Consider the following 16,089-nt stretch of genomic DNA (forward strand, 5'->3'; position numbering starts at 1 on the left):
GCTCCGGAAAGGAATCGGGAGCACAGCATCGGGGATCAGATGGTGACTTTGAATGTGGGGTTCATGGAGCGCTTACGATCGTGGTGTCTTCGGGGATCGGAGCGCTGAGCGTCAGCCAGGTGAACTGACGCATTGAGGTGATTGCATAGAGCACCTCTTCCATGGCGGGGTCGCTGAGAGAAAACCAGTCCTGCAGCAGATGAATGCGCAGCATGGTCTCCAATGGATACGGCTTGCGACCACCGCTAGCCTTTGGGTAATGAGGTTCGATCAGGGCCACCTGCCCGCTCCAAGGAACGACTTGCTCCATCTCGGCCAGGAATCGCTCGCGACGGATCTGCTTGCGTTTGGCGGCGTACTCGAAATCGTAAAAGCTCATCGGACCCATGGGGCTGGTTGTTGCTCGTGGCGAGAGGAGTGAGCTATTTCAGCACAGCAAGCGGGTGCTGTGCTGAACTTGATCGGAGAATCCCTAACGCAAGTTTGCCCATGTGAAATCTAGGTTCCGCGAGAGTGGCGGAAAATTGACTCTTTGTTTTGTTGAACATGTGGATAGTGTGCAAAAAATAATGTACCTCGAAACTTTTTCGAGAAAAAATAGTTAGCACTAAAACCCTATGCAGCGCTATCAATTAACACTCATCCGTTTCGAACTGAACATGATTTCAGCTTTTTTTCATACTACTTCTACGCGTCTTAAGTTGCTCGATATTTTCTAGAAATTATGTGTCGGCCATGCTGAGAAAATGGATAAAAAACGACTTGTCCCGACAAGTGCAAAAAAGAAAATTAATTTTATATTTTACATAGTTCTAAAGGCTGGGTCAGCCCCTACACATATAGGGGGGGAACGGGTAACCTTTTGATTGTTTTTTTCGTGGCATTCACAGAAAATAATCAGGCAGCGGGCTTTCTCGAGACTTCACCGGCAGACTTAGCTTTGAAACTTGAAAAGACCCTCTGCTAATTCAGGATGGATGTTTTCGGAATCGTTTTTTTGCCGGCTTTTATGCCTTTCAAAATCGAGTCCTAGCTTATCAAATGTTATTTGTGAGTGTAGTTCTTTTACATCTACCGTTTCGGTATCATAAGGGATTAATTATGCGTAGATTAACTGATAAAGAAGTCTTGCTCGTATCCGGTGGTGATAGAGGTGATTCCGCTATGGCGGGAGCTGGAATCGGCGCGGTTGCAGGAGGGAGGGCTGGAGCTGTCGTCGGTGCGGAGGTAGGAGCCTCAATCGGGGTAGTTGGCGGGCCGGCAGGAGTGCTCATTGGTGGTGCGCTCGTAGGTGCTGTAGGTTTAGTCGCGGGCTCCTTTATTGGTGCTGGTATTTACGATGCGTTTAAGGGATCCTAGTCTGTCTAGATTTCATCAAGTTTTCTGTTTAAGGTTTTGATTACAGAGACTTAACTTTGCCGTAGTATCTACGGCAATTCTATTTAAGCTGAGGTTTTTGTTGGTGTTAAAGCCTAATTTTCCAATATATGCATGTTGCTTGCTGGTTCTCTGTTTGCAGCTTGTAATTCCTGATAAGAATATATGCTTGTCGTATAGATTTATATTCATATATAGCTGTTTCTTGCTATTGCTGGTCACGTTGGCATGCGTTGCGCTCCTCAAAAAAATGGACTTCCAACCTTCGCTATATTTAATTTTATTTTCGGTTATAGCGATTGGTCTGCCTGTTATCTATTATGTTTATTCCTGATTTTAGCGTCTTGCGATGTTGGGCTTTAAAGTTTTAATTTAGCCACTGTTGACTCCGCTGTCGGCACAGTGGATTTGGAAAAGCGATCACTTGAATTACATGCTCAACGACGACGGTGCTACATTCTGCCCAACCAAGGGTCGCTGGCATTGGGAGCTATCGTCCTCGTCAATCGATATGCGTCCACTCGCGATAGCAGTGTTGTTGACATTCTTTGAGCAGCTAACCGGCCAGAACGAACAAATATTCCTAAATCAGGGAGGCGTCGTCCTCGCTAATACGTTCTTCAGAACGGTCATGATTACCGAGCCATTCAGTTTTAATGCGGAAGACATCATTGGATCCTGATGCGTCGCGATGAGGGTTACGAAGCATTGGAGATGCTATTAAACGCAGCAGATACGGATGTCGAAGTCGCCTAGTGACAAGCAGCATGACGCTTTAATCCAGAGCTAAGGGCACCCTTACCGACTCTCATGACGCCTTGTGATTCACCCCCTGTACGGAGAGCGAACAAATAGGTATCCGACGAACGGCACATTCCAGATTTAGTCTCTTTGACGGCCACTCCCGACATGCGCCGTGATACTCGCACCTATTGACGGCACATCTGGAAACAGCCGCACCTATTCCCGTATCTAGTTGCACTTATTTCCTAAGGTCGACACATGAAAACGCTGCCTTCAAAGCACACCAGTTGCATTCATTAACAAGCCGTACACTTGTCGCCGTCGTTCAAGTCGAAGAATTTCAAGCGTGACGAGGTGGTGCTTGATGCCCAGGCGACGGCGCAGCAGACCTCGGACAAGTCGATTCGCTATGTGCCTGGCTGGTTGCTGATCGAAAGAAAGGGTGGGTAGCTGTTTGTGTCAAACTATATTGTTAACGGTCGGGCCCTTTATTAGAGGCGAAGCCCATCTGTGTCAATGTATGTTGCTGTTGTATTAATCCCAGCCATCCTACGTGCCCCGATTTACACGAGGGGTTGTGTCAAACCATGTTGTTGGTAACCAGCAGCGTATCTCATGTAGGATTTACGAGTATTTTGTTGCCAGATGTATATCGCGTGGGTATTGCTTTGGCGATTGAGATGTTCTTCTGATGATGCCAGTGACATCCCAGTTCGCTGAGTGAGGGTTGCTGACTCTATCAACTGTTTGGCGGGAAAGTCGTTTTGCATCCTGGTCAGAGATGTTTTTTGAAGCTCCCCACCGTCACGTCCACCGCCATCCCCAATATCCCCGCTGCCGGCAGCAGCACCCATAATGGATGCACGCTCACCGGTAACGCCAGGTACAACACCCACGGCAAAACACCCAGGGGCAGGAGCGTAGCCCGCGCCCGGTGATACAGAAAACCTGACTCTCGCCCCGCACTGAAGCGTCGTAGGTCACGCCTTACCAGCCCATCGACCAGCCCAGTCAACGCCGCCAAGGCGAACAGCGGCAAGGTCAGCACCAACACCAGCAGCCGCAGCAGAAACGTCGCCGTGGTGTAGAACGCCGCCAGTACGTAGCTCTCCACATACACCACCGCCTGAGCCAGAGTGGCATTGAACCCTGTGGCGGTATCAGCTGCTTTCGCTTGTTCGTTCATCCGCTTCAACCAGTCGAGCAGCCCGCTGTCTAGCAGCAGGTTCTGGTGTAGCCAAGCCACCAGCCGATATGCGTTACGGCCCGGCTCCTGCACCACCACGCTACGGGTGAACTGGGTCGAGAGCTGTTGCAGTTCAAAATTCATCATTCCCTGCGCATGCCGCCAGCGTTGCTCTGGCCAGAATAGATGCATGCCCACCAGTTCGATCATCAGGCACAGCAGCAGCGACCCCAGCAACACACCGATAAAGCGCAATGGTAGGGTGATCAGCGCCGCGAAAAATCCTTGCTGCCGCGCCTGCTGTTGCTGGGCGACGCTGGCCGGATCACGCATGGCGGTGTTCTTCACCCTGCCAGGCAGTCTCACCCTCGGTGTACTGCCGACGCATATGATCGGCTAGTGCCCGCAGGCTGTCGGGTAGACGGTCTTCAGCTTGGCGGACCGGCAGCGGTATACGCAACTTCCACAGTGTGCCGCCCTCCAGCAGGGCAAACCCCTGGCCCTTGGGCAGAGCAACGATATGCGCGGGCTCCAGCAGCGGCACGCTAGTCGTGGTGATGCGGTCCATGCTGCTCGATGTGAAGGCGGTACGCCCGTGTGGGTCGGAGCTGTCGGTCGCGCTGCTCATGGGGGAGATGCTGGCGATGTCGACATTGGGTAGTTGTTTGGTCAGCAGTTCGGCAGTGGCGGTTTCGCGTACGCGCAGCATGATCAGGTTGTTGAAGTTGCCCACCACTTGCCCGGCCTTGGCGCGGTTGCCGAGGCGGGCTTCGATGTCGCTGAGGGTCTGGGTGTAGGCGGTGACCTGCACACCAGCGCCACCGCCTTTGTTGACCATGGGGATGAACTCGTCGCCCATCAGCTCGCTGAACTCGTCGGCGTGGACGTTGATTGGGGCCATGGGGCGGTTTGCGGTGCCGGGCAGACCGTCGTCCAATCCGAACTTGTAGAGGTGGCCGGCGACCGACACCAGGTCGGCGAACATCGAGTTACCCACGGCGGCAGCCACTTCGGCATCGGACAGGGCATCCAGGCCGATGTAGACCACTGCGCGTTGGCGGACCACCTGCATCCAGTCAAAGATGGGCCGTGGGTCATTGAGGTCGGCGTAGTCCGGGGCCAGCAGTTGGGCGATGCGGCCGCTGGTCAATTTCTCCAGCAGCGGAAGCAGCGAGGCCACAATCTTGTCGAAGAAGGTACGCTCGTAACGCACGGCACTGCGTAGGCCTTCGAGCACTGGATCGAACAGCGGCACTTGGGTCAGGTATTGTTCGATGGCTACCACACGGTGGTCGCGGCCGAGCATGTGGCGCGGGGTGTTGCGTTCGTTGATGGCGCCCTCGATCTGCACGATGGCCTCCCAGGCTTTGGGCGCTTTGCGGGCGAACAGGTGATGGGCGTATTCGATGAACAAAGTGTCGATGTTCACCACATGGCGTTGAATCAGCAGGTAGTCCGGGCGGTGTCCGAGTTCGACCAGGGCGCGGGCGATGATGTTGACGAAGCGCCAGGCGAACTCGCGAAACGCGGCGCTGTTGCCTTCATTGGAAAGCTGGCCGGCGATGCGACTGGCCACCTCGGTGATGCGCCCAAAGCGGCCCACAGCGTTGTAGCGTGCCGAGCTGTCGGGCCAGCCTAGGTGGAAGACATACAGGGTATCCAGCCGGCCGCAGCGGCGGCATTCCTGGTAGACGCGCTTGAACAGGTCGGCATCGCCCTTGGGGTCGAACACGATGCAGGTTTCGCCACGTCGAATGTCCTGGGCGATCAACAGTTCGGCCAGGCGGGTCTTGCCAACGCGGGTGGTGCCGAGCACCAGGGTGTGGCCCACGCGCTCACGCAGGGGCAGGGTGACATCCACTTCATGCGGTTCGACGCCATGCAAGCGCGGCAGACCGCCCACGGCGGGCAGAGGGCGCACGGGGTTCAGCGGGTGGTCCCAGGCAGTAAGCCGCGCCAGATGCGGTAAGGGGCGGGGCGCAAACTCCAGGCGTTGTTCCAGGTGTCGTGCGTAGCGCAGCCGCCAGGGAGCCTCGACATAGTGGCGGAACTCCGGACGGTAGGTTTGCAGGAGGCGGTGGGTATGATGCGGCTCCCAGCGGAAGCCGCGGCCGAGGAACAGGCGTTCTTGGCTGACTGGGATGCGGTCGTCGCGCAGGGCGTAGCGGGGCAGGCGGCGGATGTTGCGGCGGTAGCGCAGGATCACCCAAGCCTGCCGCAGGCGGATCGTGCCGAAAGCGGTAAACATCACGGCGGCCCCGAGGCCCAGGCTTGGGGTCAGTGCCAGCGCCCAGGGCGCGGCCAGGCACAGTACGGCGCTGCCGGCACAGACCGCGACGGTGTACAACTCCACCGCCGGGCGTAGCAGCACTTCGACGGTCTGGGCCATGTCATTGCTCGATCGCCGCGGCGGTGATCAGCACCGGGTAGCGGTTCAGGCCCAGCCGTTGAGCCAGGTCATCGCCGGGGACTGGGGTCACGCTCAGGCCAGGGGCACGCTCGCGCAGGGCTTGCAGCGCCGCCGCAGATTCGACATTGACCACCAGCCCGGCGGCGCCAAGGCGTTGCAGGTCCGGTAGACGTTGTTGCAGCCAGGCGTGGGAGCGTGGGTCATCACCGATCAGAAATAGCGCGGTGATGCCGGGCAAATTGTTTGCTCGCGGCTCCACCGGACCGGGGCGCAGCGAGGGCGAACGGATCGGTAGCAGGGCTGCTTCGTCATAGGCCATCGATGGTTCGTCATCGGACGCTTCGAGTGCCGTGACCGCGCATGGAAGGCTGAGTAGGCTGACCAATAGCAAACGCTTCATGGCTGATTCCTCTGTTCAGGCTCGGCAACACGAGCCAGATGTCGTCCAACACTTTGCCGGTAGCGTACGGCTGGCGCGCCACCGGCCGGGCGGTGGTAGCGTCCGGCAGCCATCAACCAGCTTTGCGCGGGATCGTACTGTTCGCGCAGGATGGTCGCGGCCAGGCGCAGGTTGCGATAGGGCTCCAGCAGTTCGCAGGGCTGGCGCACGCGGTGGCGTTGATGGCCGACGTTGAGCTGTCCCAGGCCTACATCGATCCTAGTCGCTGGAGTGACGAGCAGGGTGCGGCGCAGGTCGGCGCAGGCTTCACGGCGAGTAGCGTAGCGACGCGATTGCCCGGCCACATTCAGCGTCCATGGCCACGGCACGATGCGCCCACGCAGATTGCGACCGCTCTCCTGTAAGGCCACGGCGTACAGCAGGTTTGGCGGCACCTGGGCTTGCGCCGCGGCCAACTGGTAGGCCGGCGGCGGCAGCTCCCGCGCTGCCAGTACGCTGGGATTGAGCAGCGCCGGAACCAGCACCAGCGCCGCGCAGTGGCCGGTCACTGACGTTGCCATTGCCCATTTACCTCGCGCACCAGCGCCGGCAGGTTTCCGGCCACACCCAAGCTGCTCCAGCGGCCCGCATCGTGATTCAGGGTGACCCGGCGCTCACGCACGGCGCGTGGATCCAGCGCGACACGCTGGGCCCAGCGTCGCAGCCGGGTATCGTCGCTGTCGCTGCCGACCATATACAGGTCGAACTCGCTGCCCGTCGCCTGCAACTTCTTGACCTGCAGGTTGCAGGCCGCGCAGTTGTCCTCGATGAACAATGCCAGGCGCCCGTTGCCAGGTTGAAGGATGGGGCTGCTGTTGTGGGCGTCGAGCAGGGTGACGGGCAGCAGGTTCGGATACAGGCGCTTCCAGGCCTGGTCGTAGGCGCGTTGATAAGCCAACTCCTTGTTCACTCGGGCTGATTCGGCGCGCACCTGCAATTCGGCGAAACGGCGGCGCTCGTCGTCACTGCGCGCCTCGATGCCGAGCGCGGTCAGCGGGTCCAAATTGGGCGAATACACACCCAACGGCCCTTGCTGCAGCTGACGGTAGCGTGCCCAGTCTTCGGCTTGCAGGCCCCAGTCCTGGGCTAACTGTTCGTCGCTACGGGATTCGCGGCTGTCGCGTTGCTGGCTGAGTCGTGTATCGCTGGCGGCCTCGCCACCGGCCAATGCCGAGGCCAGCCCGATCAGCAGGGCTGCCAGGACAGCCACGGCCAGTGCGGGTTTGGCACGGGAGAGCATATGCGTGGCCATGACCTACTCCTGCGGCAGCGGCAGGCGCCGCGTCTGTTGGTCGAACCGGAACACCGCGCTACGTGGCTCCAGAGTCTCCAGTTGCCAACGTCCTTCGGCATCGCCGAGCCGTAGCAGGCGGACGGCGGCCAGCCCGGCCGTGCCGTTGGGCTGGATGGCCAGGAAACGCTCGCCGCCGCGCGACTCCACGCCAAGCAGTTGGAAGGCTGGCGTTGTGGGCGTCGGACTGCGGCTTGGCAGTACGAGGGCGAGCTTTGTTTGCCACGGGTTTGGTGGCGCTCACCTGTTGCGCTAGGGCATCAAGGCGGTTTTGCACGGCAGCCAGGTCGGTGCTGCTGGCGAAGTCCCGTTGACGCTGATTGAGACTGTCCCACTGTTGCTGCCAGTCGTCGCGCATCTGCTGGAAATCGCTTTCTGTGACCACCGCCGGCGAACCCTCCACCGAGGCGCGAAACGCTTCCAGCTCAAGCATGCGGGTTTGCAGTTCGGCGATCTGGGCATCCGGCGCGTCTTGTCGGTACTGCGCATCTTGGCGGGTCAGGGACAGTGCCAGCGCGATCAGGGCGAGGCTGAGCAGCGTCAGCCATGCCACAACCAACAGGCGAGTCAGGTGCGGATTTGGGAGGGGTGTGTGCATCATGGCTGAGCCTCCCTTGCGAGTGGGACGGTGATAAAGCAGACCTGCCGTGTGCGCTCATCCACTGACAGACGCCAGGCGGTGCCGGCCAGCAATTGCAGGGTCTGGTTCAGTGGTAGTGGCCCGAGCTGCAGGTGTGCAGCGGGCAAGGGCAGGGCCCACAAGGACGCCAGCGTCGGGTCGCCTTCGCACAGTTGGTAGCCCGAGTGACGCAGTACATAGCGCATAGCATCGCCGACGGTTGTGGCTGCGGTGGCGGGGATCCGCAGGTCGATGATCTGATGTTGTAAATCTTCTTGACCGCGGTCGGGGCGCAGTTCAACCAAGGTATAGCGGCTTTGCCTGAGTGTAGAGATCGGCGCCGCAGAGGGCGCCGTTATCGAAACGGCGGTACAAGCAGGTTTGAAAGACGGCGCTGTAACGCAGCCGCCCAGTAGGGGCATGCTTAGAAAAAGTGCATTGCGGCACTGGCGAATACTCGACGAAAACATCAAATAGCCCTCTCACGGAGAGAGCTATCTAGCCTCACTTAGGGCAAGAGGGCAGGCGGTAAAACGTTGCCGCGGGTAGCCGTATACATTGCCAACTCGGTGATGCTGATGGTCCTGCGTCACCAGTTTGGATCTGGCCATTCAGCTTGTTCCCACATGCGCAATTCCTCTGGTGACAGCACTGGACTCTCCCCGCGCGCGACCTCAGCTAGATGGTTATCCTCAAACCGGCGATCAAAGCTCGCGAGCAATGCCGCGATGCGGTACTTACGCTCGCTTTTGGTCCAAGAACAGAAGATCCCTCCACGACTGTCCAGCTTGTCGAGAACATCAGGTGAGGCTGGGTCAATTTGCTGCCAATGGTCGATGACAACCCGGCTATGGGGGCCGAAGTCCTCGATGAGGGCTTCTTCAATCACGGCTTCAAGTGCGTAGGTGATGGCTTGATGTTTAGCACTGTGATCGAGATAGGCCAGGGAGACGCGCATCATGCGTTGCTGCAACAGCAGTACCGGCCATAGGAGTTTGGTGCCGTACCGTGTGCCTACTTCTTCGAAGTGCTCGGGGGCGGGAATGATCTCGCGCTGCTGCTCATAGGCTTTGCGCACCTCATAGGCCAAGCCAAGAAACGGGCCATCATCAACACGTATGAGCGGCGATCGGTCGTTTATTTCGTGGATGACTTCATGTAGCCACCGCAGTGATGTGTAGTCACCAACAAGAAGTAAGCCAGCATGGTTATTGAGCAGCCTGTAAGAAAGCATGGCGTCAGTTCTCTCCAGTTTTTCCCAAGGTTAAAGACAAACGGCCTTCCAAGGAAGGCCGTTGTCTGATGCTCAATATTCCTCAGGAAGCAGCATCGTCGTCACCGACCGATCCCACTCGGTGATGATCCACAACGTCAGCTCTGGCGTGACGTGGTAGACCGAGAGCAGACGATTGTCATGCTTCAGTGCGGACTGATTCTCCTCCCAGTCGTCGGGGTCGATATCACCCCAGTCACCGCTGAGGTGGCGTTTCAGATAAGGGGCAGGATGGAAGGTGCCGTTATCGACCAGAGCGTGAACCCCGGCCGTAACGTAGATATTGCCGGGTGCAAAGCAAGGGGCAACAGAGCGTGCGGACTCCATGATGGACTCCTCCATGGCGTGCGCCGAAGCCACGGCATACCCGTGACTCGGTCGCAAAGATGAAAGGAACAAGCTTTTAGACCGGCTGGGCAATCGCCGATGTATCCGAGGCCTGTGCGGCCACGGCATCGTCGGATTCAGCCTTGGGGTGGGCCTGATAGACCAGCTTCCCGTCGACCTTTACCCAACTGACGAACAGCAACCGCGCCTTCAGGCTGACGCCGGTTTCCCCGGCTTTTTCGCCCCGGCTGTAGCGGAACAGATCGGTCCACAAATCGCCGAGCCGAAAGCCCATCAGCACCTTGCGGCCCTGATCGACGGCGCTGGCATAGCGGTTGACCAGTTGCTGGGCCTCGGCGCCGCAGACGGTGACATCGAAGTAGCGGTACTCCGGCGCTTCGGTCGGGCCGTTGAGCGCGGCGATGGTGCAGGCTAGAAACGGCTTGCCGCGTTTGGGGCTGATCTCACGAATGCGGTTGAGGTAACCCAGGCCCTGGGTGTGCAGATCGAAGTAGGTCGCCTCGCCGGCGACGGCAGATGAGTGGGACATGACAGTCTCCTGGTTCGGAACGGACGTGAACGTGGAGACGCCCCGTCGGGACGTGGCCCCACGGGTCGGATGCCAGTGCAGGACTGGCGGGTGGATCAGCGCGTTGGCGCCGTGGCCTTGAAGATCGGGGCCACCTGGGCATGTTGCCGAGCGGGTCGGCGGAACATGGGGTCAGCCTGACGCAGTGGCGTGCCGAGTGCGTATCTCAATGCGGCGCGCAGCACCTCCGTGTTGCAAGGCTGGTCGGAAAAAGCGAAGCCCCGATATCGGGGCTTCTGGTTGAGGGCTTATGGTTGATGAACATACGTCGGCAAGCCGTCCAAGTCGGCGGCATCGGGGTCGAAAATGAGTATGCGCACATCGGCCTGTGCGGCCAGGTGCAGTACCTCCACCAGCTCCAGCGGCAGTCCAGCGTCCAACTGCTGTTGGCGTAACTGATCGGCGGTGCATACGTCGATTTGATCCAGATTGCTATCGGTCCAGGGCGTGGCAATCAGCTTGAAGCCGAGCGCGTTGCTGTCCGGCAGTTCGAACGCCTCTAGCAGCAGCCCCGTCGGGATTGACGATGACGCGAGTCGCTCCCAGGCGACCTGAGGCAAATGCGCGCTGCTGATCTCCCAGCACCGGCTGTAATGGCCGGTTTCGAACGCGATCTGCCGGACCCGCTCCTGGGCCAGCGCCTCGGAGTACAGATCACCCACCAGGATCGGCGGTGACTGATCATGGGAAAAGACCCCATAGATCACCTGTACGACGATGCCCGGATGAGGGTAGCTGTCCTCATGAGCGGCCAGCGCGCCACTGGAATTGACGACCAGCGCATGCTGGTCATTGAACAGGCACGGCTGGCGCTCAAGCTCCGCGTCACCCAGGTGCTGCTGGGACGGATGCGGCGGCAGATAGCACAGTGGCGCTTTCGCGTCGTAGAGCACGGTCAGCAGACGCTGGATGCGCAGGTCATTGAACCCGCGGGCAAACGGATTGGACGGATGATTATGAATAGGCATGGGTGATCTCCTATGTTTATGAAGGAGGGACACCGCCCGACGGGAGGTGTCCCGTCGGGTGCCATCGTGCGGTGGGTTACCAGCCGCTGTAGTGGATGATCAATGTGGCAAGGAGCATGCGTCGCTGCGTGTCCAGCAGACCGAAGTCGGCCAGACCGCGGACGCCGACCCGCTGCAACAGGCGTCCCCCGGTCTCATCGTTGTAGAAGCTGACGAGCGCGGCAAGGAACACCTGCTCGCCGTGGCTCATTACGCCGATGGCGGACTCGATCAGTGGGACATCTGGGCACAGGGCCCACTTGCTGCGGGCCATGTTGATGTCGCTTCGGCACTCGATACCGAAGTAACGCGGCCCGGCGAGCAGGACGGCTTTCTTCCAGGCTTGGAAGAACTGCTCCGGTGAGAGGGCTTGCTGTTGATGGGCGTTGATCAGGTCCGAGAGTGCGGACTCTGGGAGCTTTGGGTGCATGGTGAGGAACCTCCACTCAGTGATGGCCTGGGCGGGCCGCTGGAAGGGATGGGTGCCTGTGGGGTGTGCGGACAGGCTGTGGGATCAACGCGGCGGGTGCCGTGTCGTAGCCTTGAGGATCGGGGCTACCTGGGTGAGTGCCGACGGGGCGGCGGTGCTGGGGTAGTTTGGGGGCGTGCAAAAGGCATATGCAGCGGAAATTCGACTCTACCGGCACCCAGATTCCTGCAGCCTAGTGACTGCTTCCACCCATGGCTATATGGCGGAGCACAGTAAGAGGCCTATCTCCTATCACTAGCCATCGCAGCGACAAATGCCACAGGCTACAATCGGCCGGGAGCCGGCTTCGACTTGCGGCGAGGTTTATGGGGCAGTCAGAAGAGTGAATGACGCCGTAGTTCAGCCGCACAGGGGAGTGTGAATTGTCGACAAGAGCAGGGTCTCACGCAGGAAGAGGATTCCGATACCAGGACGCTGTCGCGGTCTATCTGTGCATGCAAGGGTTCGTTGGTCAATCGGAGTACGGTACGGTCGTGCCTGAGGGCGGTGATGATCTTGAGCTGAGATCAAGGGACTCTAGAGTCTTGACGCAGATCAAGTCACGTCGTGATCATCTTGGCCCGTTCACGTCTCGGGCAGCGGCTTCCTTCGTTAGAAAGATGTGGGAAGCTAGAGGAGTGGGACCAAGTGATAGCTTCCTTCTGGTACTTGAAAGTGAGGTCGGAGAGCACCGCACCACAGGCGTCTTGCTTCAAGAATTATCCGACTACCCGAGTGTCATCGCGGACCTGAAAGGCTACAAGTCGCTCGCAGCAGTTGCAGCGAGGACCAAGGTGCTAGTGCTGCCGAATCCTCGGTCTAGTGCTATTCGCCTCATCTCGTGCCGACAAGGTTGCACACCCTTAGAGGCTGAGATCTACTTTTCGGACCTGTTGGGCCTCATGGGGCGCATATCTGACGAAAACGGTATGCGCGGGGCAGAGACGTTCCGCGGCATTGCCGTATCCGATGTTCAGCAGCGCCTGGATGCTCTGCAGCCACTACTGACGTCAGCGGTAATCGAAGAAGCCCTGACGCTAGGTTACTGTGAGGCGGTCGACTTCCTCACACCGGACGAAGACCCGCTTTTCTATCTTGGCGTGGATGCACAGGCATCACACGTTGCTGCAGGACTTGTGGTTGAGCGCACAGAGTTGCGCTTGGCTGTTCTGGCCGGCTTAGAGAGACAACGCAATGCGCTTATCCACGGAGCATCAGGCGCCGGAAAGTCTGCCATTCTGTGGGAGGCGGCCTATGCTACTCGTCATGCCGTCTGTTGGTTTCAAATTCGTCAACTGCCGCTGACAGCAGTGCAGCCGCTGCTCCACCTGTCACGTTCTAGGCGCGCAACATCTGACGCGCCGGTTGGTTTCATCATCGACGATGTGGGGCGCGGTTTCTCCGACGGCTGGACAGCACTGGCTAGAGAGGTGGACCGCGATCCTGGGCTATTGCTACTCGCATCCGTGCGAGAGGAGGACAGATATCCGCTAGTGGATACACGTCGTGCTGCCCTGGTCAGAGTTCTGGGTGATGACATCCTCGCTGAGAGAGTATGGCGAGAGCTGCGGGATAGAGAGCAAACCTCTTGGAAAGGCTGGAGAGAGCCTTGGAGCTTGGCTGCTGGTCACCTGCTCGAGTACACGCACGTGCTCACTCAGGGGCGTCGCCTGAGTGACACCCTGCATGCTCAGGTTGCTTCTCGAATGAACGACTCCGCGCGACACGATGAACTGGACATCCTTAGGATAGTCGCATGCGCAAACGCCGCAGGGTGCAGCGTTGAAATCGCACACCTGCCTCAAGTTGTTGGCAAGCCGCCATCGAAAGTTTCATACGCGCTTACCAGGCTGAAGGATGAGCATCTCCTGCAGAACACGAGTGATGGCCGAATCATTGGGTTGCACGAGTTGAGGTCAACGGAGCTGCTCAGACTGACTCACGAGTTTCCTCCACCGTTGATGTCTGCGACCGCCTCGTCTGCGGCTCGACTTGTTCCGATGGATGAGCTGGCTCGGTTCCTCGAGCGTACCCTCTCGAAGCACAACGGGTGCGACGAGGCCGTGCTTGAAGCTCTCATGCTGCGGCTCAAGGCATCACCAACCCCTGAATTATTCAGTTCAATTTTGATGGGCCTGGATCACGCAAACGCCTATCGAGTCATTCGCATGTGGCAGGAGACCCCTGAAGCCCAGGCTGTACCGAAGGCGTTGCAGGGGACACCTGCCGGTCTTGCGATTGGAGATATTGCGCCCCCAGACTTCGGATCGATCGCGCCCGCCTGCCTCCGGTTCACGGAAATTCGATCTGAGATAGTAGCTACAGGCTTAACGGCCCGTTTCCTTGAATGCTTGAGTTCAAGTGATCTGAGGGGCGTTTTAAATGCTGCGGGTGAGGTTCGTGACTTGGTTCCATGCCTCGCGGCGCTGCTGGGACAACAGCTTCCGTCTCAGCATCTATCAGAACTCGTCCGGCTGGCGCCGTCCCTTCTTATGGCTGACTTTCAGGATGTAGTGTCGCTGCTTGAGGTGGCGGTGCAGGTCAATAGAACCCTGGCTATAGGCTGGGTTGAGGCCGTAGGGCAGGCTGCCATGTTCCAGCGTTTTTCTGAAAACGTTTCTTGGGCCGCTTTTCCTGAACTGACTGCTTGCGAGGAAGGGCAAGAGGTTCGGTCCAATGTCTGGTTTGTAGCGCCGTCTATCCAGATGGACCTCAACAGAGTGGTGGTCCGGACGTGCGAAGTTCTACTGGCGCTGGTCCCAGCTGCTGATGTGGTCTCGAGTGTTGCGCTGGGCCCTGACGGCGCCGCTATAAGGTCCGCAATAGGGGACTACCCCATTGAAAGCAAGCGTTTGCCAAGGGTAAACCTTCCTGCGCGTCCTCAAGTGGAGCGTAATCGAAAATGGCTGGCCATACTTAACGAACTACAAGCTTCCGAGAACTATACAGTTTACTTGGCAGAGTGCCTTGACCTGATTCGGATTGTCAGTCGAAATCTGAGGCTGCTCCTGGGGGGGCAGTTCAGGGGTAAGACGGACAAAGGTGCATTGGAGGCGCTAGGACGGGTCTACGACCGCAGTCGTTTTCTGGTAGCTCCGGAGGAGCAACAGCCTGCGGGCGTCCAAAAGCGATGGTCGAGGCTGCAGTCAATTATTTCTGACTGCTCCTCAGACCTGATTCGCAGATTCTATGGCCTTCCAGAAGGTGCCCCCGCCTATCTGGGTTGGCTAAATGACCTTCTGAAGAGTATCTCGATTGCTCGCGCAAGCGAGCCGTGGGAGATGCTGTCCCTTGAATCGCCAAAGGAGCTGGGCGAGCTCTCCCATATCGTCGAGGCCTTTCAAAATATGGCCGGTGAGGCGCATAGAGGGGGGCGCTCACCTTTTGCGACGCGTCTCCCGAAAGCTTCGGCGAAGGGGGCTGCATTTGATAACGCCGCGCGGACTGCACGGCAGCGTCGTGAAGCTGAATTAATTGCCTTGGAGGCGAGGTTAAGGGTAGATCTTTGCTCTGTCAGTGAGGGCATCGGGGTTCATCTGTTGGCTGATGCAGCGATCGCCTCTGTTTGGCCGCCGGCGGACGTGCTTATTACCGTGCCGTTGAACACTGATGTAACGACGATCATTGTGGCGGAGGCTTTTCCGGCTTGGCGGGCACTAGTTGGTGACGGACGCAAGATCTGTGTTCTGCCGATCCTGCACGGCCTCGCCTTGACGAATCTTGCTGTGAGCGGCTTCGACGTGCTCTTTCCTGTGCTTCCTCATGAGGAGGCGCACCCGTGGTGTCTGACTGCGGGGGTGAAGGTCGCGCCGCTGACGTCAGTGAACGCGTTCTGTCGCCTCACGAACCTACTGGCTGAGCTCCAGGGAATCGCTGCCTACTGGAAAAGCAAGGTAGCGCGGACGCCCGAAGAGATACGCGTGTATCAGGCGGCATCAGATGCCTTGGATCAGGGGCGAGAGGATTGGATAAAGCTAGGGCTGCCCGATGATGTAGGAGAAGCAGGATTGGCGCTTATAGAAGACGGTCTAGGAGGGGGCTTCCCGCTTGCGGAGGCTGCCGTAAAGCTGTTGCAGGGCGAACAATCTCCCGTAATGGAAATGCTGCAGACCTTCTTGATAAACCTGACCATGATTGAATGCTTTGCAGCCATTCCTTCGCTGGATTACGAGGTTGAAACATCGGGAGGTCAGTCAGCTGCTCTCGGTCATCATGGGCCGTGTCCTCTCGAAAATTTCAAAGGGCGGAAGTAAACCTTCGAAGATGCGATATAGGCAAAATGTGATCGTTCACCCATGCAGGTCTATTTATCTAAAGAAATGTCTGCGGCAATGGCAGTGGAGCGCCGGCACGTGGAG

The 16,089-nt window shown here is 58.4% G+C and carries 14 protein-coding genes and 1 pseudogene; 2 read left to right on the top strand and 13 right to left on the bottom strand.

All coding sequences use genetic code 11. From position 1 onward, the window contains the following. Positions 1–70 precede the first annotated feature (70 nt). Positions 71–388: pseudogene (locus tag AC07OP_RS28625) on the bottom strand (transposase); the annotation flags it as partial. 2,045 nt (positions 389–2,433) lie between these two features. On the opposite strand from AC07OP_RS28625, the gene AC07OP_RS28630 reads away from it, so the two are divergent. After that, complete coding sequence (locus tag AC07OP_RS28630; RefSeq protein ID WP_495103003.1) at positions 2,434–2,571, top strand: hypothetical protein; 138 nt, start codon at positions 2,434–2,436, stop codon at positions 2,569–2,571. 325 nt (positions 2,572–2,896) lie between these two features. On the opposite strand, the gene AC07OP_RS28635 is transcribed toward AC07OP_RS28630, so the two are convergent. From AC07OP_RS28635 to AC07OP_RS28690, 12 genes are all read right to left on the bottom strand, one after another. After that, positions 2,897–3,640 (bottom strand): TIGR03747 family integrating conjugative element membrane protein, encoded by a 744-nt coding sequence (locus tag AC07OP_RS28635; protein ID WP_495103004.1) that lies wholly within the window; start codon positions 3,638–3,640, stop codon positions 2,897–2,899. After that, positions 3,633–5,696 (bottom strand): type IV conjugative transfer system coupling protein TraD, encoded by a 2,064-nt coding sequence (gene traD / locus AC07OP_RS28640; protein ID WP_495103005.1) that lies wholly within the window; start codon positions 5,694–5,696, stop codon positions 3,633–3,635. Before traD ends, AC07OP_RS28635 begins: the two co-directional genes overlap by 8 nt. A gap of 1 nt (position 5,697) precedes the next feature. Continuing rightward, complete coding sequence (locus tag AC07OP_RS28645) at positions 5,698–6,117, bottom strand: integrating conjugative element protein (RefSeq protein WP_495103006.1); 420 nt, start codon at positions 6,115–6,117, stop codon at positions 5,698–5,700. Then, positions 6,114–6,677, bottom strand: coding sequence for a transglycosylase SLT domain-containing protein (locus AC07OP_RS28650; RefSeq protein ID WP_495103007.1), 564 nt, complete (start codon positions 6,675–6,677; stop codon positions 6,114–6,116). Before AC07OP_RS28650 ends, AC07OP_RS28645 begins: the two co-directional genes overlap by 4 nt. Then, positions 6,662–7,408 (bottom strand): TIGR03759 family integrating conjugative element protein, encoded by a 747-nt coding sequence (locus tag AC07OP_RS28655; protein ID WP_495103008.1) that lies wholly within the window; start codon positions 7,406–7,408, stop codon positions 6,662–6,664. Before AC07OP_RS28655 ends, AC07OP_RS28650 begins: the two co-directional genes overlap by 16 nt. A gap of 58 nt (positions 7,409–7,466) precedes the next feature. Then, positions 7,467–8,048 carry a hypothetical protein gene (locus tag AC07OP_RS28660; RefSeq protein ID WP_495103009.1) on the bottom strand — a complete coding sequence of 194 codons (582 nt, stop codon included), beginning with the start codon at positions 8,046–8,048 and terminating at the stop codon, positions 7,467–7,469. Continuing rightward, positions 8,045–8,536: a PFGI-1 class ICE element type IV pilus protein PilL2 gene (gene pilL2 / locus AC07OP_RS28665; protein WP_495103010.1), complete on the bottom strand. Its 492-nt coding sequence runs from the start codon at positions 8,534–8,536 to the stop codon at positions 8,045–8,047. Before pilL2 ends, AC07OP_RS28660 begins: the two co-directional genes overlap by 4 nt. A gap of 119 nt (positions 8,537–8,655) precedes the next feature. Beyond that, on the bottom strand, positions 8,656–9,300 hold the full coding sequence (locus AC07OP_RS28670) for a DUF6904 family protein (protein ID WP_495103011.1): 645 nt from the start codon (positions 9,298–9,300) through the stop codon (positions 8,656–8,658). Between the two features lie 72 nt (positions 9,301–9,372). Continuing rightward, a complete protein-coding gene (locus AC07OP_RS28675; protein ID WP_495103012.1) occupies positions 9,373–9,666 on the bottom strand; it encodes a plasmid related protein in 294 nt (97 codons plus the stop codon). Between the two features lie 76 nt (positions 9,667–9,742). Then, entirely contained in the window at positions 9,743–10,216 is a 474-nt protein-coding gene (locus AC07OP_RS28680; protein WP_495103013.1) for an STY4534 family ICE replication protein, read from the bottom strand. A gap of 287 nt (positions 10,217–10,503) precedes the next feature. Next, entirely contained in the window at positions 10,504–11,223 is a 720-nt protein-coding gene (locus AC07OP_RS28685) for a DUF5983 family protein (RefSeq protein ID WP_495103014.1), read from the bottom strand. Between the two features lie 76 nt (positions 11,224–11,299). After that, positions 11,300–11,692: a hypothetical protein gene (locus AC07OP_RS28690; protein WP_495103015.1), complete on the bottom strand. Its 393-nt coding sequence runs from the start codon at positions 11,690–11,692 to the stop codon at positions 11,300–11,302. A gap of 584 nt (positions 11,693–12,276) precedes the next feature. Between AC07OP_RS28690 and AC07OP_RS28695 the strand changes: the two genes are divergently transcribed. Continuing rightward, positions 12,277–15,984, top strand: coding sequence for a hypothetical protein (locus tag AC07OP_RS28695; RefSeq protein ID WP_495103016.1), 3,708 nt, complete (start codon positions 12,277–12,279; stop codon positions 15,982–15,984). Positions 15,985–16,089: the final 105 nt, after the last annotated feature.

The organism is Pseudomonas sp. GW821-FHT09D08, from assembly GCF_059416305.1.